We start from the raw sequence: 23477 nt of genomic DNA on the forward strand, positions 1-23477 counted from the left end.
CAGGCGAAACGGGGCGGTCAGCCCTGATATTCATGCTCGCAGTACACGCAGCGGCATACGCCCTTCTCGTTGCGGGTGTACAGCCGGGGCAGAGAGGATTCCACCTGGGTGATGCAGTGGGGGTTCTGGCAGTCACCCAGCACCTCGGTATGCTCCGGAATTACCGGATTGTCGGTTTCGCTTTCCAGCATGGTGAGGATCAGCGCCATGCGCACGAAGCGGCCGAAGTTTGCCTGCTCGAAGTAAGCGGCACGGGGGTCGTCGTCCACCTCGGTGGCGATCTCGTTGACCCGGGGCAGCGGATGCATCACAATCATGTCCGGCTTTGCCAGCGCCATCTTGGCGGCATCCAGGATGTAGCGGTCCCGCAGGCGCAGGTACTCCTCCTGGTCCGCGAAGCGCTCGCCCTGTACGCGGGTCATGTAGAGCACATCCACCTCGCCGATGGCGTCCTCCAGCTTCTCCACCTCCCGGATGGGGAAGCCGGCAGCGGTCATATCATCCCGGATGTAGCTGGGGATCATCAGCTCCTTGGGGCTGATCAGCACGAACCGGATGCCCTCGTAGCGCATCATGGCGCGAATCAGGCTGTGCACCGTGCGGCCGAACTTCAGATCGCCGCACAGGCCGATGGTCAGATTGTTCAGCCGGCCCTTCAGACGGTGGATGGTGAGCAGGTCGGTGAGGGTCTGGGTGGGATGCTGGTGGCCGCCGTCACCCGCGTTGATCAGCGGGCACTTGATCTTGGCAGCTGCTGCGGTGGCCGCGCCCTCACGGGGATGGCGCATGGCGATGATATCCGCATAGCACTGGACCACGCGGGCGGTGTCGGCCACCGTTTCGCCCTTGGCGGCGCTGGAGGAATTGGCCGAAGAAAAACCCAACACCTTGCCGCCCAGCCGGAGCATTGCGGATTCGAAGCTCAGGCGGGTGCGGGTGCTGGGTTCAAAAAACAGGGTGGCCAGGATCTTGCCGTCACATTTGTGGGCGTAGGCGGCGGGGTCGTCGATGATGCGGTCGGCCAGAGCAAGCAGCTGGTCGATCTCGGCGGTGGAAAGATCCAACGGACTGATCAGTTTCTTCACAAGGTAGTCCCCCTTTGTTATTATCGTTCCTATTCTACACCAGTCGGCGGGCACTGACAATAGTCAATCCTTAATTTTGCCGCCCTTTGACGAATACGGTTCCCGGGCGGTGGAAATACTACCGGAAAGACCATTTGAAAAAGGAGAAGTTTGCCATGAAGATCACGCCCCGGGAATACGACGAAATGAACCGGCGGGCCAGCCCCCATTCCAAGCTGGGAAAGGACTGCCTGTGGTCGTTTTTTGTGGGCGGCGGCATCTGCCTGGTGGGCGAGGTGCTGCGGCGGGCGTATCTGGCAAAGGGCTTTGTGCTCAGCGATGCCTCTGCCATGACCAGCGTGACCCTGATTCTGTTCAGTGCGGTGCTCACCTCGCTGGGCTGGTATCAGAAGATAGCCACAAAGGCCGGGGCGGGCACGCTGGTGCCCATCACAGGCTTTGCCAACTCGGTGGTGAGCAGCGCCATGGAATACCGGTCCGAGGGCTTTGTGCCCGGCGTGGGGGCCAAGATGTTTCTGATCGCCGGGCCGGTGGTGGTGTACGGCCTGGCGGCCAGCGCGGTGTGGGGGCTTGTTTACCACCTGCTGCGGCCATTCATATAAGGGGAAGGAATGAGGACCATGACGAACGCCGTGCGTACCGGCGATACCATCCGCTTTCGAGACCCGCCCTGCATTTCCGCCTTTGCCGCTGTGGGCGGAAAGCGGGAGAGCGAAGGTCCGCTGGCGGCAACATTTGATCTGCTGTTTGAGGAAAATACACTGGGAGAGCTTACCTGGGAAAAGGCCGAGAGCCGCCTGCAGCGCTATTGCCTGGACCTGGCGCTGAAAAAGGGCCGCTGCAGCCCTCAGATGCTGGATCTGGTGCTGGGAGGCGATTTGCAGAACCAGTGCACCGCCACCGGTTACACCATGCGGGAGCTGGACGCGCCCTTTGCCGGGCTGTACGGCGCCTGCAGCACCATGGCCGAGGCGATGGGGCTGGCCGCCTGCCTGGCGGCGGGCGGCTGTGTTTCGCGGGCAGCGGCGCTGGCCAGCAGCCATTTCTGTGCGGCGGAACGGCAGTTCCGCACTCCCCTCACCTACGGAGGCAAGCGCACCCCCACCGCTCAGTGGACCGCCACCGCCGCAGGCTGCTGCCTGGTGGAGCCTCAGGGCCCAGGGCCTTATGTGCGGGCGGTGACCTTCGGCCGGGTGCGGGACTACGAAATCTGCGACATCAACAACATGGGGGCGGCCATGGCCCCCGCAGCCGCAGAGACCATTCTGCGCTATTGTGAGGACACCGGCTGCGCGCCCTCTCAGTTTGACGCGGTGTATACCGGTGATCTGGGCATCGTGGGCACCCGCCTTTTGAAGGAGCTGTTGGAAAAAGAGGACATGGACCTGAAAAACCACCGAGATTGTGGGCTTACCTTGTATGATGTGCAGCACCAGGATGTGCAGGCTGGCGGCAGCGGCGCGGGCTGCTCGGCCAGTGTGCTGTGTGCCAGTGTGCTGCCCGCTCTGCAGAAGGGGGAGCTGAACCGGGTGCTGTTTCTGTCCACCGGGGCGCTGATGAGCCAGATCACCTTTCTGCAGGGCGAGAGCATTCCCGGTGTGGCCCATCTGGTGGAGCTGAGTGCCGGAAGGGAGGAAGGCGAATGAGCTATTTGTGGGCATTTGTGGTGGGCGGTGTGCTGTGTGTAATCGGGCAGGTGCTCATTGATCTGACCAGCCTGACCCCCGCCCGGATTCTGGTGAGCTATGTGGTGAGCGGAGTGGTGTTGTCCGCCCTGGGGCTTTACGGCCCGCTGGTGGAGCTGGCGGGTGCCGGGGCCACGGTGCCCCTCACCGGCTTTGGGCATCTGCTGGCCCAGGGAGTGATCGACGCGGTGAACCGGATGGGTCTTCTGGGCATTCTGGCCGGAGGATTTACGGCGGCTGGAGCCGGGGTGACCGCCAGCCTGATCTGCGGCGTGGCAGCCGCGGCACTGGGCCATCCTCACGACCAGAACTGACAATTGTACAAAGAAATCCCGGTTTTTGCACTGGAATGAAAAATCTATGTAAAGTTTTGCCCCGGTCTGTTGACCGGGGCTTTTCATTTACGGTATTTATATTATGGACCCATAAAATCTAAGTAAAATTTAAGAAACAGCGAGAGGGCACGGAAGGATACCGGCCCGAAAGCAGGAGGAAAAATCATGCAGCTTGCAAATGTTCTGAGCCTTTTGGGAGGCCTTGCGCTCTTCCTTTACGGCATGCACATGATGAGCGGCGGCCTGGAGGCCGCGGCCGGCAACCGGATGAAGAGCATCCTGGAAAAACTCACCGCCAACCGTTTCCTGGGCGTTGCGGTGGGCGCAGGTATTACCGCAGTGATCCAGTCTTCCAGTGCCACCACGGTCATGGTGGTCGGTTTTGTAAACAGTGGCCTGATGAGCCTGCGCCAGGCGGTGTGGATCATCATGGGCGCCAACATCGGTACCACCATCACCGGCCAGCTGATCGCCCTGGATGTGGGCGCGCTGGCGCCGCTCATGGCCTTTGCGGGCGTGGCGCTGGTGGTTTTCTTCAAAAACCCCAAGCTGCACAACTACGGCAGCATCGTGGCCGGTCTGGGCGTGCTGTTCATCGGTATGGATATGATGAGCGCCGCCATGAAGCCTCTGGCCGATGAGCCCGCCTTCGTTTCCCTGATGACCCACTTTGAGAACCCGATCCTGGGCATCCTGGCGGGCGCGGTATTCACCGCTCTGATTCAGTCCTCTTCCGCCAGTGTGGGCATTCTGCAGGCGCTGGCCGCCAGCGGTGCGATCAGCTTCTCCAGCGCGGTGTTCGTGCTGTTCGGTCAGAACATCGGTACCTGCATCACCGCGGTGCTGGCCAGCATCGGCACCAGCCGCAATGCCAAGCGCACCACTCTGATCCACCTGATGTTCAACATCATCGGTACCATCATCTTCACTATCGTGTGCGTGCTGTTCCCGCTGCCCGCTCTGGTGGCATCGTTCACGCCGGAGAATATCCCCGGCCAGATCGCCAACATGCACACCCTGTTCAACATCGTAACCACTCTGCTGCTGCTGCCTCTGGGCACTCAGATGGCTGCACTGACCGAGCGCATCCTGCCGGAACCCGCCGAGAAGACCGAGGAGGAGAAGCGCGAGATGATGGGCCTTGCCTATCTGGACAAGACCACCCTGGGCTCCTCCGCTGTATGGCTGGGCAAGCTGCAGCAGGAGCTGGGCCGCATGCTGGATCTGGCCAGCGAAAACGTGGACGCCGCCTTCCAGGCCGTTATCAGCGGGCTGGATGAAAAGACCGAAAAGGCCATTCGCACCGAGGAACTGGTGGACCTGCTCAACAAGGAGATCAGCCATTACGTGGCAAAGGCCATGGTGCGCGAGACCAACGCCGAGGACTCTGCAGCGGTGGCTTCCGGCTTCCGCATCGCGGGCAACATCGAGCGGATCAGCGACCACGCCATGAACATTCTGGGCTACGGCCAGCGGCTGGAAAAGGAGAACATCCAGCTGTCGGATGACGCGCTCAAGGAGCTGATGGAGATGCGCGCTGTCTGCGCCAAGGCGCTGCGCTACCTGCATGGCGATTCCCGGCTGGACAATGCTGCCAAGCTGGAGCAGACCATCGACGACATGACCACCCGCTTCCGGGAAAATCACATGCAGCGCATGAAGAACGGCGAGTGCAGCGACGAGGGCTGCATCCTCTACTCTGAGATCCTCACCGACTTCGAGCGTGTGGGTGACCATGTACTGAACATCGCCCAGGAGCTGAGCCGTACCGCGCAGGTTCTGGCATAAACAAAAAATCAAAAGGGCCCTCCCCGGGATTTCCCGGGGAGGGCCCTTTTTGCTGCAATGCTTGGGCAGACAACCGCATTCCAGAGCAAAAGAGCGTAGCATGAAAGATGTAAACCATCCCATATGATTCTGGAAATGAGGTAATATATGAAGGTTTTTTCAACAACCAAACTTCGCCGCCGGATCGCGGCGCTGGCCCTGGCGGCGGCGCTGCTGGCTGTTCCCGTCGGAGCAGCATCCGAAGAAAGTGTGCAGCCGGCCGGCGCATCGTCCCTTTCCGCAGTGCAGGGCGAGGCGACACTGGATGCCTCGATTTTTCCCGACCCGGCTTTTTTGAAGTACGTGAGCAGCCTGGATACCGATTCCAGCGGCGGACTGTCCGCCGCGGAGCGGGAACAGGTAGTTCGCATGGACATACACAACCGGGGGATCACGTCGCTGCAGGGGCTGGAACAGTTCCCGAACCTGGAGTATCTGAACTGCAACAACAACGCGCTCACATCCCTGGAGCTGTCACTGGCTCCCAAGCTGCAGACACTGTTCTGCAACGATAACAGTCTGAGCGAGCTGGACCCCTCCGGTGCGCCGGAACTGCGAATCCTGCACTGCCACGCCAACCAGCTGACCAGCCTGGACGTGAGCGCAAACCCTGCGCTGAGCGATCTTGCCTGCGGCGACAACCCCATTCAGGAGCTGAACCTGAGTGCCAACCAGAACCTGGAGTATTTCACCTATCTGGGCGGGCCGCTGACCCGTCTGGAGCTGGGGGAAAACGAGGCAATGATCTACCTGTGGGTGGGTTATACCCCCATGACGGAGATCGATATGAGCGGCTTGCCCAACCTGCAGACGGTGGGTCTGGAGCACAATGAGTTTACCTTTCTGGATCTGAGCGGCAACCCGCAGGTTGTGGATCTGCTAGCCGGAGAAAACCGATTGCTGGGCATCGAAATGGGCAAAGCCACGCCCACGGCGGATCTGAGCAATCAGCGCCCAGTGGCGGTTCATCTGCCCGCAGGGTCCGACCATTATAGTCTCACCGATCTGGGCATTCCCCTGCAGCCGGAGGAGATCAGCGCATTGACCGGCGCCAAGTTGGAGGACGGTGAACTGTATGAAATTGCGACCGGAGGTACCGTGGACTATGTGTACACCGAGGAAGGAACCACACTGACCGCCCACCTGCAATTTGACTGGACCGGAGCGCCTTTGCCTACGGCCACACCGGAGCCGACGGCCACGCCGGAACCAACTGCTACACCGGAGCCCACGGCTACGCCGGAGCCCACCGGTACGCCGGAACCGACCGCAACGCTGGAGCCCACGGCCACACCGGAACCGACCGCTACCCCAAAGCCGACCGGTACGCCGGAACCGACCGCCACACCGAAGCCCACGGCCACGCCGGAACCGACCGCTACACCGGAGCCCACGGCCACGCCGAAGCCAACGGCTACCCCGAAGCCCACGGCTACGCCAGAGCCGACTGGTACGCCGAAGCCTACCGCAACGCCTGAGCCCACGGCTACACTAAAGCCAACTGCTATACCGAAGCCTGCAGTGACTCAAACGCCCACTGCGGCGCCGGTTCTTCCGCCCACGGCGCAGCCGCCGTCCACCCCATCGAATGGAGGAGTTATCCGCCCCGGAGGAACATCCCCTGCCCCATCGCCCACAGCATCTCCCTCCGCGCAGCCTACCGCACAGCCAACCGCATCACCAGCGCCGGAGCAAAGCCCGACCGCTGCACCGGAATCTGTGCCGGAAACGGAAAAACAGGAAAAGGGCTGGGCCTGGTGGCTGCTGCTTCTGCTGCTGATCCTTTTGATCGCGGCCGCTGTATTCGCCATCCGCCGCGCGCTGGCTGAGGAAGAGACGGAACATCAGGAAGAGAACGAATAACTGCTGAACCACGGCAACAGCAAAACACGCCCGCAGGGAAACTCCCTGCGGGCGTATTGTTTATAAAAGGCAAAAACAAAAGGCCCGCTCAAAATGAGCTGGCCCTTCTGTTTTGTCGAAAATCAAGCATTCGCCTTGTTAGCGCGCTTCGCCATACGGCTGATCTTGCGGGAAGCGGTGTTCTTGTGCAGTACACCCTTGCTCTTAGCCTTATCAATAGCGGAGATAGCAGCAACAACGACGGCTTCCTTATCAGCTGCATTCGCAGCGATGGCAGCGTCTGCCTTCTTCACGACTGTTTTCAGGTTGGACTTAATCGCCTTGTTGTGAAGGGCTTCCTTCTTGGACTGAACGACACGATCCTTCTGCGATTTAATGTTAGGCATTCGTACCACCTCCTTGTCACCCATAACAGTGCAATTTATAATATCACATTTGAGCGGGTGTTGCAAGCCTTTTTTCATACTTTTTTCGGAGAATTTTTTGAAATCCGGCGGCCAACACTGAGAAAAGACCCGCCGCGGGCGTAATTTTCTCTCCGCGGCCGCAAAAAAGGAGGAAGAAGGCATGAACATATATACCGATATGGCCGATGAGCTGTTCCGCCCGGGCAAGGGTACGGTGCCCCCCGGCGTGCAGGTGCGCACCGTCAGCAGCGGGCCCATCCGGCTGACCCGGGTGCAGATCACCCGGCAGGGACTGGCCCGCCCGGCGGGGCGGTATTCCACCCTGGAGACCCCCAGTCTGGCCGCACTGGACAAACGGGATGAGCGGCTGATCAGCGCGGCAGCGGCCGAGCTGCGGGCCATGCTGCCCGCTGTGGGCCTGGTGCTGGTGGTGGGCGTGGGCAACCGGCGGGTCACAGTGGACGCACTGGGCCCCCGCACCGCCGCGGGCGTGCTGGTGACCCGGGGCCTTGCCGCGGATGCCCGGGCAGACGGCCTGGGCCTGCGGGAGGTGGTCTGCGTGAGTCCGGGGGCTTCGGGGGCCACCGGCATTCCGCTGGCCCAGCTGCTGGCGGGACTGGTGCGTACCCTGAAGCCCGCCGCCATCCTCTGTGTGGACAGCCTGTGTACCTCCGACCCGGCCCGGCTGGGCCGCACCATCCAGATCAGCGACACCGGACTTTCCCCCGCACGGCCGGATTCCGGCCGCTGCATCACCCGGGCCATGCTGGGAGTGCCGGTGCTGGCGGTGGGGGTGCCCACCCTGATGGAGGCGGATGGCTGCATGGAGGGGGGAAAGGGACTGATCCTCACCTGCCGCCAGCTGGACGGGGTGATCCGCAGTGGCTCCGAGCTGCTCAGCGCCGCCATCAACAAGGCCCTGCAGCCCTCTTTAAGCATTGCCGAGCTGTGCTATCTTGCCAACTGAGCAGGAATAACCCGCCCGCCCGGGCGCATATGCTTTGAGCAGGACTTAAAACGGAAAGGGGGCGGCGGCATGGGCCGATCGAGCTGGCTGCGCCGGTTGGGCGCGGGAGCGTTGGCGGCGGGTGTGGGGATACTGGCCTGGAACGCCGCTGAGCAGCTGGGCCCGCCCAGCATGACCGCAAGCCTTACGGTGGCGGGCGCTGCCCTGGTGGACCCGGCGGCGGCACTGGAGGCGGTGCGTCAGTTGGCCTGGGAGGACCCGCCTGCCCAGCCTGCCGCTGCCGAGGCCGCGCCATCCCCGCAGCCTGCTCCCGCTCCGGTGGCTGCGAGCACCGCGCCGGAACAGGCTGCCGCATCCGAGCCGCCGCCCGCCGCCAGCGAGCAGCCGGTGCCGGAGCCCACTGCCCAGCCCCAGCCCCGGCCGGAAAACGCCGGGCAGATTGTGACCGAGCACTACGAGCAGGGCGAGGGCGGCCTTTACATCCCCTGCGGGGCGGGCACCATCAAAAACTGCACCAGTCTTTCCGCTTCTCAGGTGGCGGACGCTGCTTCCCGGGGGCTGCCCTTCTCCATCGAGCCGGGCAGCAGCGAGCCCCAGGTGCTCATCATGCACACCCACACCACCGAGACCTATGAGCTGGAGGAAAAGGATTGGTACGACCCGAACTTTACCTGCCGCAGCACCGATCTTGCGGTGAACATGGCGGCGGTGGGCGAGGAGATCGCCGCCCAGCTGAACGCGGCGGGCATCGTGACCCTGCACGACACCACCCTCCACGATTACCCCAGCTACAACGGCAGCTATGAGCGCAGCAACGAAACCGTGCGCGCCTATCTGGAACAGTATCCCAGCATCAAGGTGGTGCTGGATGTGCACCGGGACGCGATCGAGCCCGCCAGCGGCCAGCGTGTGAGCGCGGTGGCCGAGATCGACGGACAGACCGCCGCTCAGGTGATGATCATCTGCGGAGCGGACAACGGCGGGAACCTGCCCAACTTCCAGCAGAATCTGGCCTTTTCGGCCGCTTGGGAGAACGCCATGGAGAGCCGGTATCCGGGCCTGACGCGCCCGGTGCTGTTCGATTACCGGTATTACAACCAAGACCTTACCACCGGCAGCCTGCTTATTGAAATCGGCAGCCACGGCAATACCTTGGAGCAGGCCAAATATTCCGGACGGCTGGTGGGGCAGGCGCTGGCGGCGCTGTTTGGCGGGCAATAGGGACGCTTGGCCGTTGACAAACCCGCCCGGCGGGGGTAAAATACCAAGTACAATGGCTGAGAAAAAGAAAAGTAAGCGGGAGCCTTGGCCCCAGCGAGCGCGGGATGGTGCAAGCCGCGCGCACAAGACCCGCCGAACGAACCCTTTGGAGCTGCAGCCCCAACGCCTGCCCGCCGGATTCTGGCCGGGCAACGGTCAGTAGGGTGAGCCGTGGGCGGCGCGTTAAGCCGCAGCGCTTATCTTTGAGCGTGAAAAGTGGCCGCGATCAGGCGGCAAGTTAGGTGGCACCGCGGATCCGGCAGCGATTCGTCCTAAGAAAAGGACGGGATCGCTGCCGGATTTTTCATTGTTAAAGGAGAGAAAACATGAAACGCATCGACATCAAGGCACTGTTCAGCGCTCCCCCGGCGGACGGCACCACCGTGACCGTGTGCGGCTGGGCCAAGACCGTGCGGGATTCCAAGAACATCGGCTTCATCGAGCTGAGCGACGGTACCTGCTTCAAGAACCTGCAGATCGTGTTCGAGGCCGGCAAGCTGGAGAACTACAAGGACGTGGCCAAGGCCGGCGTGGGTACCAGCATGCAGGTTGTGGGTCGTGTGGTGCTGACCCCCGGCGCCAAGCAGCCCCTGGAGATCAACGCCGACAGCGTGGAGCTGCTGGACGTATGCCCCTCCGATTATCCCCTGCAGAAGAAACGCCACAGCGTGGAGTTCCTGCGCACCATGCCCCATCTGCGTCCCCGCACCAACACCTTCGCGGCGGCCTTCCGTGTGCGCAGCACCGCGGCCTATGCCATCCACAAGTTCTTCCAGGAGAACGGCTTTGTGTATGTGCATACTCCGCTGATCACCGGTTCTGACTGTGAGGGCGCCGGCGAGATGTTCCGTGTGACCACCCTGGACCTGAACAACCTGCCCCGCACCGAGGACGGCAAGGTGGATTTCAGCCAGGATTTCTTCGGCCGCAGCACCAACCTGACCGTGTCCGGTCAGCTGGAGGGCGAGGCTATGGCGCTGGCCTTCGGTAAGATTTATACCTTTGGCCCCACCTTCCGCGCCGAGAATTCCAACACCCCCCGCCACGCCGCCGAGTTCTGGATGATCGAGCCCGAGATGGCCTTTGCGGACCTGACCGATTACATGGACAACGCCGAGGCCATGGTGAAGTACGTGATCGGCTATGTGCTGGAGCACTGCCCCGATGAGATGGCCTTCTTCAACCAGTTCTTCGACAAGGGCCTGCTGGAGCGCCTGAACGCTCTGGTGAACGCCGAGTTTGCCCGGGTCAGCTACACCGACGCGGTGGAGCTGCTGAAGGAGCACAACGACCAGTTCCAGTACAAGGTGGAATGGGGCGTGGACCTGCAGACCGAGCACGAGCGTTACCTCACCGAGCAGATCTTCAAAAAGCCGGTGTTCGTGACCGATTATCCCAAGGAGATCAAGAGCTTCTACATGCGCCAGAACGAGGACGGCAAGACCGTTGCCGCGGCCGATATGCTGGTGCCCGGCGTGGGTGAGCTGATCGGCGGCAGCCAGCGTGAGGAGCGCTACGAGCTGCTGAAGGCCCGCATGGAAGAGCTGGGCATGGATTGCACCGACTACACCTGGTACATGGATCTGCGCCGCTTCGGCAGCGCCAAGCATGCCGGTTACGGTCTAGGCTTCGAGCGCCTGATCATGTACTTGACCGGCATCCCCAACATCCGCGACGTTCTGCCCTTCCCCCGCACCGCCGGCGGTTTTTGAGCGGACTCGACCGGTAACGGGAAGCGGTACGCAAACGGGTACGCACCGGATTTTTCTCAGCGAGGTACGCCAGCACCCATTTGACGACTCGACCGGTTTCCCAAACAATAAACAAAACCCAATCAAGCCGGATGCACGCTTTTGCTGCGTGCATCCGGCTTTTTTGTTCCGCCAGATCGTCCGGGCTTGCCGGGGCGGTCTGCCCGCGGTATCATAAAGGCGAATGGATGTGCAAACAGGGGGGATGAACGGAATGAAGCGATGGATGACAGCGGCGCTCTGCCTGCTGCTGGCGGTCAGCCTCACCGGCTGCACCCTGCTGGAGCGGACTGCCGGTCAGGTCAGCGAAATCCTGTGGCGGATTGAACAGATGCTTTCCGCCCCGGCACAGCAGGAGTCCCAGCCTGCCCCCACGCCGGAGCCCCGCTGGGTGGAGCTGGAGGCCTACGATCTGATGCAGCAGGGTTTCGGTCCCTTCACCGATGCGCTGGAGGAATGGCTGCGCCAGGGTCTGGAGGATGCCGAAAACCTGAGCTGGAATCTGCATTCCCTGTCCCTGACTCTGGGCACAGACGGCCTGCCCCTTTCCATGGAGGCGGATTTGTATGCCTACCGGGATGGACAATTCCTCCAGGGGTACCGGATGGAATGGAACGCGGTCACCGGCCGTCTGTACCAGGATGTGAATAACGTGGGGACTCTGATGGATAGCGATGCCGGAACCAGCGCGGACACCTCGGAAAATCCCAACCTGCGGCTGGAGCTTGTGGCTGAGCGGCTGCGCGCCCTGCCTCAAGACGATCTGCAGATGGCGCTGGGCACTCCCCTTCTGGTGGAATTCACCGCCTTTTCCCGCCCGGAGGGCGGTCAGACTGTGGTGGACATGTCAGCGGCCCCGGAGGGCTTTGATCTGGCCATGTACCAGGCGGGACAATACGGCAAGGCGGATGGCTCCCCCACCTGGATGCTCACCGTGCGCCAGGCGGAGGATGAGGATCGGGCAGGTACCCGCACCGCACGCTTCTGCTTTGCGCCGGCGGACGAAGCACGCTGGCTGGGCAATCCGCAGCTGTATGAACAGACCGATATCCGGGTCACAAATGAGGGGCATCTGTTCTACACCCGGGACTGGGGCGAAAACTGGAACGCCCTGCCCAGCCGGTTCGAGGGACTGCTGGCGGAATGCATCGAAGCCTGCACCGCCGTGACCCGCAGCAGCTGGTATATCTCCCCGCAGGAGGACGGCCCGGTGGGCTTTGTGCTGGGCGGCGAACTGCCGGTGATCGTCTACAGCCCGGACGGCGGCACCACCTGGCGGGAACAGGCCATGGGCAGCTATCCCCACACGCCGGACCGGCGGATGCTCTGTGGGGCGCCGGACGGCACCCTATATGCGGCGGCGGGCTGCGACTGGAGCATGGGCACCGGCGGAAAGACCGAGCTGTTTCGCTGCTCCCCCGGCGGCGAGGGCTTTGAAGCGCTTGCACTGCCCGCCGAGGTGGATGGTCACTACCCCATCTGCGGCGTGGCGGCCGGTGCCGAAGGCGCGCTGGTGATCTCGGTGGAGACCTCCAGCGAAAACAACTGGCCGGACCTTTATTACAGCCCGGACCGGGGCGAAAGCTGGCAGACGCTGGAGCTGCCCTGGGAGGATGCACAGCTGGACGGTGTGGGGTTCTTGTACCGGGTGTCCTGGCTGCGGCAGCAGGAGGACGGCAGCTGGCAGCTCTGCCTGACCCAGGAACCCACCGGCGTGAACGGATACGACTGGTGCGCCGTTTTCGCTGCTCAGGCGGTGGATGGACCCTGGACCTATCAGGCAAAACAGCCGGACCCGGCCTCCTGTTGAGCAAAAATGGCTGAAAATGCACAAAAGACGTATAAAAATAAGAAAAAAGCCGTTGACAAGCGCGCATTACCGTTTTATTATAGGAAAGTAAATTGAATACCACACAATAGAGGCGCAAACCGTATGGTACTGCAAAGGGAGGCCTGCCGGCCAAAGATCTTTGCAGGAAGAGGCGGTTTGCCGAAACAGATTCCCAGGCGGCAGCGGGGTGTCTGTTGGGGTGCCGTCCAGCAGGCGGCGCACTCTCACTTGAACAAAGTGGTGGCGCTATTGGGGTTTTGTTCCGTTCTTTCACAGGGGGGTGGCGATGCAAATTCCGGCGTCGCGGCCCCTCTTTTTTTGCGGCATGGTCGGGGCGTGACGGGTGGTTGTGATGGTATCCGATGGAATACAAAGGAGGAATCACAACATCATGTCGAACTTTCTGAATGCCCTGAACAACATCATCTGGGGCCCGCCGCTGATCATCCTGATGATCGTTACCGGTGTGTACTTCACCCTGCGCACCAAGTTCTTCCAGGTACGTCACCTGGGCTACATCTTCAGCCGTACCCTGGGCCGGCTGTTCCACCGCACCGACGAGAGCGCCGATGAAAAGGGCCTGCTCACTCCCTACGAAGCCATTGCCACCGCTGTGGGCGGCTCGGTGGGCTTCGGCAACATTGCGGGCGTGGCCACCGCCGTGACCACCGGCGGCCCCGGCGCTGTGTTCTGGATGTGGCTCACCGCCTTCCTGGGCATGCTCATCAAGCAGGTGGAGGTGACCCTGGCGGTGTACTACCGCCGCACCGATGAAAACGGCGTGCCCTACGGCGGCCCCACCTACTATATGGAGCGGGGCCTTGGCGAGGAGCGCCACTGGGGCAAGCTGTGGCTGCCGCTGGCCTTTGTGTTCGGCATCGGCATCTTCTCCACCTTCTTCATCAGCGCCTCCACCTTCACCACCTCTGAGGTGGTGGCTCAGTCTCTGGGCGTTCCCCAGGCCATCGCGGCGCTGATCATTGTGCTGCTTCTGTACTTTATGATCTGGGGCGGCGTGAAAAAGCTGGGTCAGATTCTCACCAAGCTGGTGCCCATTATGAGCCTGTCCTACCTGATTCTGGGCATCATTATTATCCTCATGCATCTGGACAATCTGCTGCCCACCCTGGGCGCCATTTTTGGCGAGGCCTTCACCGGTTCCGCCGCGCTGGGCGGCTTTGCGGGCGCCAGCGTGTCCAAGGTGATCTCCACCGGCATGGCCCGCAGCGTATACTCCAACGAGGCTGGCTGGGGCAGCAGTCCCATGATCCACGCCTCCAGCCAGACCCGCCACCCGGTGGAGCAGGGGCTGTGGGGCTCCTTTGAGGTGTTTGTGGACACCTTCGTGGTCTGCACCATCACCGCCATCACCGTGCTGGTTTCCGGCGAGTGGACCAGCGGCGCCACCAACGCCACCCTGGCGCTGAATGTGTTCACCCACAACTTCGGCATGTTCGGCACCGTGATCCTGACCCTCATCATGGTGGTATTCTCGATCACCACCTCCGGTGGCTGGTATGCCTACTACGAAGTGGTACTGCGCCATCTGGCCAAGAACCATCCCCAGGTCAAGAAGTACCTGCTGCTCATGTTCAAGTACTTCTACGCAGTGCCTCCCTTCCTGCTGACTTTGTACCTGATCTATGTGGGCGATCTGAGCATCTGGACCCTGGTGGACATCACCAGCGGCATTCCCACCTTTGTGAACGTGGCGGTGATCCTGATTCTGTCCGGCCAGTACCTCAAGCTGCTCAAGGACTACAAGGCACGCTACATGCACATCGGCCAGGTGGACCCGAATATGGCCATCTTCTATGAAGATAAGCCCGAAGTAAAGGCAGCTTTGGAAAAAGAGAAGGCGGCTCAGAAATAATTCAACGCAGAACAATGCAGGCCGGGGCCTTTTTGAAGAGGCCCCGGCTTTTGACCAATGGAGGAACTTTTTATGCGTACTCTTTATGAAAACGGGCGGGTCTACACCGGCCAGCTGCCCCTGACCGAGGCCTTTGTGGTGGAGGACGGCCGCTTTGTCTTTGCGGGCGGCGCGGAGCAGGCCCGGCTGGCAGCCGGGCCGGAGGCCCAGGTGGTGGATCTGGAAGGGGCCTTTGTCTGCGCGGGCTTCAACGATTCCCACATGCATCTGCTCAACTACGGTTATGCACTGCAGGTGGCGGACCTGTCCAGCCACACCGGATCGCTGGCAGAGGTGCTGGACACCATGCGCGCCTTTTTGAAGGAGAAGAACTTCGCCCCCGGTCAGTGGGTGCGGGGCCGCGGCTGGAATCACGACTATTTCACCGATGAACAGCGCTTCCCCACCCGGCAGGATCTGGACCAGGTGAGCCGGGAGCATCCGGTGTGCATTGTACGCACCTGTGGCCACACCTGTGTGGTGAACACCAAGGCCTTGGAGATGATCGGTGTTACCGCCGCAACCCCGCAGCCGGAAGGCGGCTGCTTTGAAATCGGACCGGACGGTCAGCCCAACGGCGTGTTCCGGGAAAACGGCATGGAGCTGGTGTATTCCAAGCTGCCCAAGCCCAGCGTGGAGGATTTGAAGACCATGCTGCTGGACGCTCAGAAGCACTTGAACGCCTATGGCGTGACCTCCTGCCAGACCGACGACTTCGACGCCTTTGCCACCGTGGACTGGCGGGAGGTGATGGAGGCCTACGCCCAGCTGGAGGCCGAGGGCAAGATGACCGTGCGTATGTACCAGCAGGCCCAGCTCACCAGTGTGAAGGCGCTGGAGGAGTTCATTGCCGAGGGCTATAACACCGGCTGGGGCGACGAATGGGTCAAGGTGGGCCCGCTGAAGATTCTGGGCGACGGCTCTCTGGGCGCCCGCAGCGCCTACCTGAGCCGGGATTATGCCGACAAGCCCGGCTACCGGGGCATCGCCATCTATACGCAGCAGCAGTTCGACGACCTGATCGGCTGTGCCAACGAACACGGCATGCAGGTGGCGGTGCACACCATCGGCGACGGCATTCTGGACCGGGTGCTGGAATCCTACGAGAAGGCGCTGGCGGAGCATCCCCGGGCGGACCATCGCCACGGTGTGGTGCACTGCCAGATCACCCGCCCCGACCAGCTGAAAAAGATCGAGGAGATGGGCCTGCAAGTGTATGCCCAGCCCATCTTCCTGGACTACGACATCCATATGGTCACCGACCGGGTGGGCGAGGAGCTGGCCTCCACCAGCTACGCCTTCCGCACCCTGATGGACGCGGGGGTCTGGGTGTCCAGCGGCACCGACTGCCCGGTGGAGCTGCCCCGGGCACTGGCCTGCATCCAGTGCGCCGTGACCCGCAGCACGCTGAAGGGCGATGCGGGCCCCTACCGCCCGGAAGAGGCCTTTACGGTGCAGCAGGCCATCGACAGCTACACCATCCACGCGGCCCACGCCTCCTTTGAGGAGAACGAAAAGGGCCGCATCGCTCCGGGATATCTGGCGGACTTTGTGGTACTGGGGCAGGACCCCTTCGCCGTCGATCCCACCGCCATCCAGAACATTCCGGTGAAGGCCGTCTATGTGGGCGGCAAGTGTGTGCATCAGGCATAAAAGCATACAAAAAGGACCTGTTCTCATTGAGAACAGGTCCTTTTTTCTTGTTTATCGGGAATTCGTCAGCCGGTCCTGCGCCAGATACAGTACCAGCCCGGCGAAGCAGAGCACGAAGCCGAAGCCCATGGCCAGCGGCAGAAATACGTCCGCCGCCCGGCCGAACACCAGGTTGGTGAACTGGCACCAGGTCCATGAGAAGGGCGTTCAGGCTCAGCGCGGTGGCCCGGTCGCCGGTGGTCACCTGCCGGTTCTGCAGCGTGGTCTGCAAGGGGGTGAACAGGCTGTGGCAGACCCGCAGCAGTAGGATTGCCGCCACTGAAACCAGCGGGCCCTGCGTCAGCGCCAGCGCCAGGCAGGCAGCCGCCGCCAGGCCCAGCAGCAGCGCACCGGTGCGCCGCTCCCCCAGCCAGCCGGTAAGCCGGGCGGAAAACCCGCCGCACAGCCCCAGCAGCGTCATGACCACATAGACGGCGGCGATGGCGCTGGCCGAAAGCCCGGCCCGGGTGTATTGCACCTGATTCAAAAAGGTGGTGATGGTCTGGTGTGCCTCGTTCAAAAATGCCGCCGCCAGCACTAAAAGCAGCAGCCGGGGACTGCGGGCCAGCTGCCCCAGCAGCGCGGCGAAATCCGCCAGCTGGTGGCTGGCTGTTCTCGCCTGGCTGGGATGTACCTCCCGCAGGAAAAGCGCCAGCACCGCAGCGGCCCCGTAGCTGAACACGGTGAGCAGGCCCGCCAGCCGGTAATTTTCACCCACAAACACCGCATATACGGCACTGGCCGCCAGCAGTCCGGCCATGCCCAGATTGTTGTAGATACTGAAGACCCGGTGGCTTTCCTCATCCGGGCAGGAAAGATACAGAATACTCACGTCCAGACCGGAAAGTCCGGCGCATACCACGCTGAGCATCAGCCGCTCGGCCAGAAAACCGCCGAAGCCGCTGGCCTGCCAGAACACGATTTTGGAAAGAAAATACAGCCCGCAGCATAAAATCATGGAGCAGCGATAGCCGATCCGGTCGGCCAGAATGCCCCAGGGCACCTCCAGCGCCAGGGCCAGCGCCAGCGAGATGCTCTCGATCAGGGTGATCTGAAAAACGCTCACCCCCGCCGCCTGGCGGTACAGGGTTGCGATCGGCCCGTAGAACACCATGCCCTGCAAAAGGGCAATGGCGTACATCAGCCGGATGTTCCGTTTGTTTTCCATTGCAGCAAAAAAACCGTCCTTTGTCTGAAAATACCGCACAGCAAACACCGCCTCGCGCAGTTGCGCAAAGCGGCTGTTACGCCTGTGAGGAATTTTTAGATGGGACGGTTCATATGCAGATTCTCCTGATGCGGGGCAGATTGGCCCGTAAATTTGCTTTATTGTATCACAGCGGAAAATTGTTTGCAAGGATTTTCTCCGCTAAAGAAAACTCCCCCGATCCTTCCCGATCGGGGGAGTTTGAGATAAGCGGTTATTCCTCGCGGTTTTTGGCATCGCGTTCCGCCTGCTGCTGGCGGAACCGCTCCTCCAGACCGAAACATTTGTCCATTACCGGGTAGAGGATCATCAGCACGATCAGCTCCACAAAGGCGAAGCCGAACAGCAGTACCCACAGGGCGCTGTAGGGCAAAAAGGCGATCACAGCCAGCCAGTACAGAATCTGGATCAGCGCCGCGCCGATGCAGCGAGGGGCAAAGGAAAGAGCCAGAAGCAGGCTGTTTTTGATCAGCAGGGGCAGCGGCAGCTCCATCAGCACCATCTGACTGAACAGGAAGGGGAAGATCATGGCGGTGAGCAGCACGTTCAGGCAGATCAGCGCAGCACTGGCCACGTCGGGCTGGCCGCCGGTAAACAGGAAGTAGCCCATGAACAGCTGGCTGGCCAGCAAAAAGCCCAGCAGCGCGCCGGGAATCAGGCTCTGGTGCCAGTTGCGGCGGAAGGCCTTTTTGTAGGTGTGCCACCAGTAGCCCGGCTCATCCCGCAAGGCGCGCAGAATGGTGTCGTGCAGGCCGGCGTAGCAGGGGCCCAGCAGGAAGCCGCCCAGGAGACCGCCCACGGCAGACAGCAGCACTGCACGCCCCAGAATGCCCAGGAAGATCAGCGCAAGAGCGGGCACAAAGCAGATCGCACACAGCACATTGGCCCGGAACAAATCGCCCATGTCGCGGCCGAGAATCTCGAAAAAGCGGGCTGCGCCCTTTTTGCGGGGCTCGTCCTTGCGAACACCGGGGCCGGGGGCGTTGTAGTTGGGGTGGAAAAGACCCATGTTGAATCATCGCTCCTTTTTGTTATGCGGGCGCGCCGCGCCCTGGTTCTTCTGCCTTTATTTGTATCATATTTTCCGCCGGATTACAAACGGGGGCGTGCTTGCCGGTATGCGGTGTACGGAATCGTTTCCGGGAATTTGCGGTGAAATACAGGCAAAGCGCACAAAACTTTTCACAAACTGATGCATATATCGATGAAAATAACGAAAAGCGGTTGAAAGTGCAAAAAATCGAGCATATAATATAAGCGTAGGAAACGTTTCCGGCAACGTTTCGAATACTTGCGGAAGGGAGAGCGGTGCGCATGACCATCAAGGACATTGCCCGGGAAAGCGGTTATGCCATCAGCACAGTTTCCCGCGCGCTGAACAATCACCCGGATGTGAGCGAGGAAGCAAAGGCCCGCATCCGCCAGGTGGTGGAGGCTCGGGGTTTTGTGCCCAACGCCAACGCCCGCAAGCTCAAGCAGACCGAGGCAAAAAGCATTGTGTTTGTGGTCAAAAGCACCGCCAACATGTTCTTCGCGGGAATGCTGGTCCAGCTGCAGCAGCTGGTGAGCCGGGCCGGGTACGACGGCGTGGTCCAGTATCTGGACGAGGATGGCGATGAGGTGGTGCTGGCCCGGCAGTTGAGCCGGGAGCTGAAGCCCAGAGGCATTATTTTCCTGGGCGGCAGCGCCGAGCACTTCCGCAAAGGCTTTGCGGATATCCACCTGCCCTGTGTGCTGGCCACGGTGGTCAGCGAGGAACTGGTCTTCCCCAACCTTTCCATGGTGGGTGTGGATGACCGCAAGGGCGGCGCGGCGGCCATCGACCATCTGCTGGTCAACGGCCATAAGGACATTCTGATCCTGGGCGCGGACCCCGCCTACAGCAACCCCAGCTACAAGCGGCTGCAGGGCTGCAACGACAGCTTCACCGCCCACGGCATGGAGCTGGCGCCCCGCCGCTATCTGCGGACCAGCTTCAGCTTTGAGGCTGCCTACCAGGCCATGGACGCCTGGCTGAAGGAGGGCCAGCGGCCCCAGGCGGTGTTTGCCATGAGCGACACCACCGCCATCGGCGCCATCCGGGCGCTGAACGACCACGGACTGCGGGTACCGGAGGACGTGTCGGTGATCGGCTACGACGGTGTGGAGCTGGCAAACTTTTACACCCCGCGGCTGTGCACCATGCGCCAGCCCTCCGAGCGCATCGCTCAGGCCAGCGTGGAGCTGCTGCTGGGCTGCATCGAGAAAAACCAGCCCGCCCGCACCCTGATGCTGGAAGCGGAGCTGGTGTTCGGCGAATCGGTGGCCGAGCGCAGATGAATTTGTATCCCGGGCGGGAGCAGCCCGCCCTTCAATCGTCAACCATCAAGCATCAAAAAAGGAGAAACACACTATGAAAAAGGCACTTGCACTTGTGCTTGCAGCAGCCATGGCGCTGAGCTTCGTGGCCTGCGGCGGCTCCGGAACGACCAGTACATCTCAAACCAGCGGCAGCACCTCCACCGGCGCAGCCTCCACCACCGGTGACGCCTCCGGCGGCCGGGTTTACTACCTGAACTTCAAGCCCGAGCAGGCAGACCAGTGGGTGGAGCTGGCCGCCAAGTACACCGAGGAGACCGGCGTTCCCGTGGACGTGGTCACTGCCGCCTCCGGTACCTATGAGTCCACCCTGAAGGCCGATATGGCCAAGACCGACGCCCCCACCCTGTTCCAGGTGAACGGCCCCGTTGGCCTGGCCGCCTGGAAGGACTACTGCTATGACCTGTCCGACACCGAGCTGTACAAGCAGCTGACCAGCGATTCCTTCGCTCTGAAGGATGGCGACAAGGTCGCCGGCGTGGCCTACGTAATCGAGACCTACGGCCTGATCTACAACAAGGCTTTGCTGAACGAGTACATCGCCAAGGATTACGCGGTGATCGAGGACGCTGCCGAGATCAATAACTTCGATACCCTGAAGGCTGTGGCCGAGGATATCACCGCCCATAAGGACGATCTGGGCTTTGCCGCCTTCACCAGCGCCGGCATGGACTCCTCCTCCGACTGGCGCTTCAAGACCCATCTGGCCAACCTGCCCGTTTACTACGAGTACCAGGCCGACGGCATCACCTCCACCGACGCCATCAAGGGCACCTACCTGGACAACTACAAGAACGTATGGGATCTGTACATCAACAATGCCACCTGCGAGCCTGCCATGATCGGCTCCAAGACCGGTGACGACGCGGCTGCCGAGTTCGCCATGGGCGAAGCGGTGTTCTACCAGAACGGCACCTGGGGCTACGGCCAGGTGACCGGCTACGAAGTGGCCGACGAGGATATGGGTATGATGCCCATCTACATCGGCGTTGAGGGCGAAGAGAACCAGGGCCTGTGCACCGGTTCCGAGAACTACTGGTGCATCAACGCCAAGGCCAGCGAGGAAGACATCCAGGCCACCATCGACTTTGTGGAATGGTGCATCACCAGCGAGACCGGCAAGACCGGTATGAAGGACATGGGCTTTGTCTGCCCGTTCACCGGCTTCACCGATGAATACCTGCCCGAGAATCCGCTGGTTCTGGCCGCCAACGAGGACGTGGCCGCCGGTCACAAGACCGTGGACTGGTGCTTCACCACCATGCCTTCCGAAGAGTGGAAGAACGGCGTGGGCGCTGCCCTGCTGGAGTACGCTCAGGGCACCGGCGACTGGAGCGGCGTGCAGACCGCCTTTGTGGACGGCTGGGCCACCGAGTACGCAGCTGCCAACGGCTGAGCATCCATTCACTGAATATTCTTTGTAAAACCGAAGGGGCGGGCAGGTTCTGCCCGCCCCTTTCCCGGTTTGTTGCGCATACCTGCCGGTCTGCCCCCGGCCGGCGCGGCACTGCCCCCCTGCGGGGGGCGGACCGGCGGGCATGACGGTCCCAGGCGGACCCGATCCGATCTTCACCCATTACAACAAGGAGGGAATTGTTTATGGAACGCGCGGTCAAAAAATATTTCCCCATCTTCGCGCTGCCCACCCTGCTGGCCTTTGTCATTGGTTTTATCGCCCCCTTCATCGAGGGCGTGTATCTTTCGTTCTGTGAATTCACCACCATTTCGGATGCCCGGTTTGTGGGACTGAAAAACTACGGCCGCATCTGGTCCGATCCCACCTTCCTGCATTCGCTGTGGTTCACCGCCCTGTTCACGGTGGTCACGGTGATCCTGATCAACGTGCTGGCCTTTGCGGTGGCACTGCTGCTCACCAAGACCTTCAAGGGCACCAACCTGTTCCGGGGCGTGTTCTTCATGCCCAACCTGATCGGCGGCATCGTGCTGGGCTATACCTGGCAGCTGATTTTGAACGGCATTTTCGGCCTGTTTGGCCGTACCCTCACCTACAGCGCATCCTACGGCTTCTGGGGCCTGGTCATCCTGATGTGCTGGCAGCAGGTGGGCTACATGATGATCATCTACATCGCCGGCCTGCAGAGCATTCCGGGCGATCTGTACGAGGCGGCCCGCATCGACGGCGCCAATCCCCGTCAGTGTCTGTGGCGCATCACCCTGCCCATGAGCATGCCCTCCATCACCATCTGCACCTTTCTGACCCTGACCAACGGCTTCAAGCTGTATGACCAGAACCTGGCGCTCACCAACGGCCAGCCCTCCGATATGACCGAGATGCTGGCGCTGAACATCGTGAATACCTTCTACGGCCGCAACGGCTGGGAGGGCGTCGGCCAGGCCAAGGCCGTGATCTTCACCATTCTGGTGGCGATCCTGGCGCTGGCCCAGAACCGCCTGACCCGCACAAAGGAGGTGCAGCAGTAATGAACGACAAGCCGAAACATGGATGGATCTACACCCTGGTTTTTTCCATCGTGAGCATTGTGTACATCTCGCCCATCCTGATGATCTTCATGAACAGCTTCAAGAAAAAGGCCTACATCAACCGGATGCCCTTCTCACTGCCGGATGAAAAGACCTTTGTGGGGCTGGAAAACTACGTGGAGGGCCTGCGCAAGACCGGCTTCTTCAGCGCCTTTGGCTACAGCCTGTTCATCACGGTGGCCAGCGTGGCGGTGATCCTGCTGTGCACCTCCATGTGCGCCTGGTACATCAGCCGGGTCCACACCTGGTACACCAAGGCCATCTACATGCTCTGCCTCATCTCCATGGTTGTCCCCTTCCAGATGGTCATGTATCCTCTGTCCAAGATCAGCGACTCCATGCGGCTGGGCAACCCGGTCGGCATCATCCTGATCTATCTGGGCTTCGGCGCGGGCCTTGCGGTGTTCATGTTCACCGGCTTCATGCGCAGTGTGCCCATTGAGGTGGAGGAGGCCGCCATGATCGACGGCTGCAACCCCCTGCAGACCTTCTTCCGCGTGGTGCTGGCCATGCTCAAGCCCACTCTGGTGAGCGTGGGCATTCTGGAGACCATGTGGATCTGGAACGACTACCTGCTGCCCAGTCTGGTGCTGGACCTGCGCAAGTACAAAACCATTCCCATCGCCATTCAGTACCTGAAGGGCGGCTACGGCTCGGTGGACTGGGGCGCCATGATGGCCATGCTGGTGCTGGCCATCGTGCCCATCATCCTGTTCTACCTGGCCTGCCAGAAGCACATCATCAAGGGTGTGGCAGCCGGTGCGGTAAAGGGCTGACACAGCGAAAGGAGCGATC

At 61.5% G+C, this 23477-nt stretch carries 18 protein-coding genes, 1 pseudogene and 1 riboswitch; of the genes and pseudogenes, 15 read left to right on the top strand and 4 right to left on the bottom strand.

Annotated features, from left to right (window positions below; translation table 11 throughout):
* Window positions 1-17 precede the first annotated feature (17 nt).
* Window positions 18-1085 (bottom strand): aspartate carbamoyltransferase, encoded by a 1068-nt coding sequence (gene pyrB, locus PH256_RS10220; RefSeq protein ID WP_333766373.1) that lies wholly within the window; start codon window positions 1083-1085, stop codon window positions 18-20.
* Window positions 1086-1240: 155 nt separating this feature from the next.
* Here pyrB and spoVAC point away from each other — a divergent pair, with 155 nt between their 5' ends.
* The 5 genes from spoVAC (at window position 1241) to PH256_RS10245 (ending at window position 6795) form a co-directional block, all read left to right on the top strand.
* Entirely contained in the window at window positions 1241-1687 is a 447-nt protein-coding gene (spoVAC, locus tag PH256_RS10225) for a stage V sporulation protein AC (protein WP_087184824.1), read from the top strand.
* 18 nt (window positions 1688-1705) lie between these two features.
* Window positions 1706-2731, top strand: coding sequence for a stage V sporulation protein AD (locus PH256_RS10230; RefSeq protein WP_270914060.1), 1026 nt, complete (start codon window positions 1706-1708; stop codon window positions 2729-2731).
* A complete protein-coding gene (gene spoVAE / locus PH256_RS10235; protein ID WP_087184822.1) occupies window positions 2728-3084 on the top strand; it encodes a stage V sporulation protein AE in 357 nt (118 codons plus the stop codon). The genes PH256_RS10230 and spoVAE overlap by 4 nt, the downstream gene beginning before the upstream one ends.
* A gap of 186 nt (window positions 3085-3270) precedes the next feature.
* Complete coding sequence (locus tag PH256_RS10240; protein ID WP_270914062.1) at window positions 3271-4893, top strand: Na/Pi cotransporter family protein; 1623 nt, start codon at window positions 3271-3273, stop codon at window positions 4891-4893.
* A 147-nt stretch (window positions 4894-5040) separates the two neighbouring features.
* Window positions 5041-6795 (top strand): leucine-rich repeat domain-containing protein, encoded by a 1755-nt coding sequence (locus PH256_RS10245; RefSeq protein WP_270914063.1) that lies wholly within the window; start codon window positions 5041-5043, stop codon window positions 6793-6795.
* 122 nt (window positions 6796-6917) lie between these two features.
* Here PH256_RS10245 and rpsT read toward each other — a convergent pair whose 3' ends face one another.
* Window positions 6918-7181, bottom strand: coding sequence for a 30S ribosomal protein S20 (rpsT, locus tag PH256_RS10250; RefSeq protein ID WP_058963370.1), 264 nt, complete (start codon window positions 7179-7181; stop codon window positions 6918-6920).
* A gap of 181 nt (window positions 7182-7362) precedes the next feature.
* On the opposite strand from rpsT, the gene gpr reads away from it, so the two are divergent.
* The 6 genes from gpr (at window position 7363) to PH256_RS10280 (ending at window position 16576) form a co-directional block, all read left to right on the top strand.
* Window positions 7363-8169 (top strand): GPR endopeptidase, encoded by an 807-nt coding sequence (gene gpr / locus PH256_RS10255; RefSeq protein WP_270914064.1) that lies wholly within the window; start codon window positions 7363-7365, stop codon window positions 8167-8169.
* A gap of 69 nt (window positions 8170-8238) precedes the next feature.
* A complete protein-coding gene (spoIIP, locus tag PH256_RS10260) occupies window positions 8239-9390 on the top strand; it encodes a stage II sporulation protein P (RefSeq protein ID WP_270914065.1) in 1152 nt (383 codons plus the stop codon).
* A gap of 365 nt (window positions 9391-9755) precedes the next feature.
* Window positions 9756-11141 carry an asparagine--tRNA ligase gene (asnS, locus tag PH256_RS10265; protein ID WP_087184818.1) on the top strand — a complete coding sequence of 462 codons (1386 nt, stop codon included), beginning with the start codon at window positions 9756-9758 and terminating at the stop codon, window positions 11139-11141.
* Between the two features lie 253 nt (window positions 11142-11394).
* Window positions 11395-12990 carry a WD40/YVTN/BNR-like repeat-containing protein gene (locus PH256_RS10270; protein WP_270914067.1) on the top strand — a complete coding sequence of 532 codons (1596 nt, stop codon included), beginning with the start codon at window positions 11395-11397 and terminating at the stop codon, window positions 12988-12990.
* A 99-nt stretch (window positions 12991-13089) separates the two neighbouring features.
* Window positions 13090-13268: riboswitch (Lysine riboswitch) on the top strand.
* Between the two features lie 134 nt (window positions 13269-13402).
* Window positions 13403-14884, top strand: a complete 1482-nt coding sequence (locus PH256_RS10275; RefSeq protein WP_270914068.1) for an alanine/glycine:cation symporter family protein — start codon at window positions 13403-13405, stop codon at window positions 14882-14884.
* Window positions 14885-14956: 72 nt separating this feature from the next.
* Window positions 14957-16576 carry an amidohydrolase gene (locus PH256_RS10280; protein WP_270914070.1) on the top strand — a complete coding sequence of 540 codons (1620 nt, stop codon included), beginning with the start codon at window positions 14957-14959 and terminating at the stop codon, window positions 16574-16576.
* A 247-nt stretch (window positions 16577-16823) separates the two neighbouring features.
* Here PH256_RS10280 and PH256_RS10285 read toward each other — a convergent pair.
* Together PH256_RS10285 and PH256_RS10290 are read right to left on the bottom strand one after the other, a co-directional pair.
* Window positions 16824-17783 (bottom strand): annotated as a pseudogene (locus PH256_RS10285) (MFS transporter); the annotation flags it as partial.
* A 253-nt stretch (window positions 17784-18036) separates the two neighbouring features.
* Window positions 18037-18831, bottom strand: a complete 795-nt coding sequence (locus PH256_RS10290; RefSeq protein ID WP_270914071.1) for a hypothetical protein — start codon at window positions 18829-18831, stop codon at window positions 18037-18039.
* Between the two features lie 305 nt (window positions 18832-19136).
* Here PH256_RS10290 and PH256_RS10295 point away from each other — a divergent pair, with 305 nt between their 5' ends.
* The 4 genes from PH256_RS10295 (at window position 19137) to PH256_RS10310 (ending at window position 23458) form a co-directional block, all read left to right on the top strand.
* On the top strand, window positions 19137-20141 hold the full coding sequence (locus tag PH256_RS10295) for a LacI family DNA-binding transcriptional regulator (RefSeq protein ID WP_270914073.1): 1005 nt from the start codon (window positions 19137-19139) through the stop codon (window positions 20139-20141).
* A gap of 73 nt (window positions 20142-20214) precedes the next feature.
* Window positions 20215-21576 (top strand): ABC transporter substrate-binding protein, encoded by a 1362-nt coding sequence (locus PH256_RS10300; protein ID WP_270914075.1) that lies wholly within the window; start codon window positions 20215-20217, stop codon window positions 21574-21576.
* A gap of 203 nt (window positions 21577-21779) precedes the next feature.
* Window positions 21780-22622: a carbohydrate ABC transporter permease gene (locus PH256_RS10305; RefSeq protein WP_087184483.1), complete on the top strand. Its 843-nt coding sequence runs from the start codon at window positions 21780-21782 to the stop codon at window positions 22620-22622.
* A complete protein-coding gene (locus tag PH256_RS10310; protein WP_087184484.1) occupies window positions 22622-23458 on the top strand; it encodes a carbohydrate ABC transporter permease in 837 nt (278 codons plus the stop codon). Before PH256_RS10305 ends, PH256_RS10310 begins: the two co-directional genes overlap by 1 nt.
* Window positions 23459-23477: the final 19 nt, after the last annotated feature.

This window comes from Allofournierella sp. CML151 (genome assembly GCF_027853465.1).
Lineage (GTDB): Bacteria > Bacillota > Clostridia > Oscillospirales > Ruminococcaceae > Allofournierella.

What these genes read in the sequence shown, in the direction of transcription:
- PH256_RS10240 (WP_270914062.1), top strand. Translation starts at nt 3,271, where the DNA reads ATGCAGCTTGCAAATGTTCTGAGCCTTTTGGGAGGCCTTGCGCTCTTC.
- spoIIP (WP_270914065.1), top strand. Translation starts at nt 8,239, where the DNA reads ATGGGCCGATCGAGCTGGCTGCGCCGGTTGGGCGCGGGAGCGTTGGCG.
- PH256_RS10310 (WP_087184484.1), top strand. Translation starts at nt 22,622, where the DNA reads ATGAACGACAAGCCGAAACATGGATGGATCTACACCCTGGTTTTTTCC.
- PH256_RS10245 (WP_270914063.1), top strand. Translation starts at nt 5,041, where the DNA reads ATGAAGGTTTTTTCAACAACCAAACTTCGCCGCCGGATCGCGGCGCTG.
- PH256_RS10230 (WP_270914060.1), top strand. Translation starts at nt 1,706, where the DNA reads ATGACGAACGCCGTGCGTACCGGCGATACCATCCGCTTTCGAGACCCG.
- PH256_RS10275 (WP_270914068.1), top strand. Translation starts at nt 13,403, where the DNA reads ATGTCGAACTTTCTGAATGCCCTGAACAACATCATCTGGGGCCCGCCG.
- PH256_RS10270 (WP_270914067.1), top strand. Translation starts at nt 11,395, where the DNA reads ATGAAGCGATGGATGACAGCGGCGCTCTGCCTGCTGCTGGCGGTCAGC.
- PH256_RS10280 (WP_270914070.1), top strand. Translation starts at nt 14,957, where the DNA reads ATGCGTACTCTTTATGAAAACGGGCGGGTCTACACCGGCCAGCTGCCC.
- spoVAC (WP_087184824.1), top strand. Translation starts at nt 1,241, where the DNA reads ATGAAGATCACGCCCCGGGAATACGACGAAATGAACCGGCGGGCCAGC.
- spoVAE (WP_087184822.1), top strand. Translation starts at nt 2,728, where the DNA reads ATGAGCTATTTGTGGGCATTTGTGGTGGGCGGTGTGCTGTGTGTAATC.
- gpr (WP_270914064.1), top strand. Translation starts at nt 7,363, where the DNA reads ATGAACATATATACCGATATGGCCGATGAGCTGTTCCGCCCGGGCAAG.
- PH256_RS10300 (WP_270914075.1), top strand. Translation starts at nt 20,215, where the DNA reads ATGAAAAAGGCACTTGCACTTGTGCTTGCAGCAGCCATGGCGCTGAGC.
- PH256_RS10305 (WP_087184483.1), top strand. Translation starts at nt 21,780, where the DNA reads ATGGAACGCGCGGTCAAAAAATATTTCCCCATCTTCGCGCTGCCCACC.
- PH256_RS10290 (WP_270914071.1), bottom strand. Translation starts at nt 18,831, where the DNA reads ATGGGTCTTTTCCACCCCAACTACAACGCCCCCGGCCCCGGTGTTCGC.
- asnS (WP_087184818.1), top strand. Translation starts at nt 9,756, where the DNA reads ATGAAACGCATCGACATCAAGGCACTGTTCAGCGCTCCCCCGGCGGAC.
- rpsT (WP_058963370.1), bottom strand. Translation starts at nt 7,181, where the DNA reads ATGCCTAACATTAAATCGCAGAAGGATCGTGTCGTTCAGTCCAAGAAG.
- PH256_RS10295 (WP_270914073.1), top strand. Translation starts at nt 19,137, where the DNA reads ATGACCATCAAGGACATTGCCCGGGAAAGCGGTTATGCCATCAGCACA.